General features: G+C 69.6%; 1 protein-coding gene. It reads right to left on the bottom strand.

All coding sequences use genetic code 11. The features are described 5' to 3' along the window. On the bottom strand, window positions 1–983 hold a 983-nt coding region (locus EU811_RS22845; RefSeq protein ID WP_142940541.1), incomplete at its 3' end, for an amidase. Window positions 984–1,081: the final 98 nt, after the last annotated feature.

Here is a 1,081-nt window from a genome sequence, read left to right as displayed (position 1 = left end):
GCGGGCAGCGGGTCGTCCCAGCGCGTGTCCGTCCCGGTCACGGCGGCGCCGAGATCTTTCAGGCTGAACGCGGCCTCGCGGGCTGTCGCCACCACGCGCCGCGTCTCGTCCGACACATAGGTGCGCGAGAACCCGAAGTCGTCCGTCCACCCGATGCGCAGGCCCGCGATGCCGGCGTCGATGTGCTCCAGATAGTCGGGTGCCGCGAACGGGGAACAGGCGATGTCCCGGCCGTCCGGGCCGGCCAGCACCTGCGTGACAATCGCCGAGTCACGAACGGATCGCGTGAGCGGCCCCGTCGACAGGAGGAGCGAAAGGGTCGGCCAGGGGTAGTCCACGACCGGGACCAGCCCCCGCGACACATGCATGCCGACGATCCCGCACAGTGCGGCGGGCAGCCGAACCGAGCCGGCACCGTCCGTGCCGATCGCGACGGGAGTCAATCCGGCCGCGACGGCGGCACCACTTCCCCGGCTCGAAGGTCCCGGGTCACGGCTGAGATCCCATGGATTCGCCGGGGTGCCGACCACGTCGCTGTCGGTGCGGAACTCGACCGGCATCCCGCCCAGCGAGCTGCGAGACCCCGCCAGCTGCTCGTGGCGATCAGCGCGGCTGGTCATCGCGGTCGTCCCGAGGATGACCGCCCCGGCGTTCCGCAGGCGTTCGACAGCGATGTAGTCATGCGGAAAGGAGGCGATTCCGGCAGCGGGTGCCGGCAGCCCCTTGACGCCGATGGTCTCCTTGACCGCGACCGGCACACCATGGAGGGCGCCGACAGGTTCGTTGGCCAGGACCTTGCGTTCGGCGGCCTTCGCCTGCTCTCGTGCACCGCTCGCGTCGACCGTGGCGAAGGAGAACAGCTTCGGATCGAGCTCCTCGATCCGGTTCAGGAAGTGGTCGGTCACCTCGACAGGCGAGATCTCCTTCTCGACGGCCAGTTCTCGCAGGCGCCATGCGGGCAGCCAGGTCAGGTCCTCCGGCACGTTCTCTCCTCAGCTCTCCGTACGGCCTCGCACAGGCCGGATCGTTCGTTCCCCGTCGATTCCGATTCCGATTCCGGTGCCGTCCGACGTCGGACGGC

Origin of the sequence: Arthrobacter sp. TS-15 (assembly GCF_006964045.1) — a bacterium.
Taxonomy (GTDB): Bacteria; Actinomycetota; Actinomycetes; order Actinomycetales; family Micrococcaceae; genus Arthrobacter.
The sequence above is the reverse complement of the archived record's forward strand: the minus strand, read 5'-3'. Positions and strand labels throughout refer to the sequence as shown.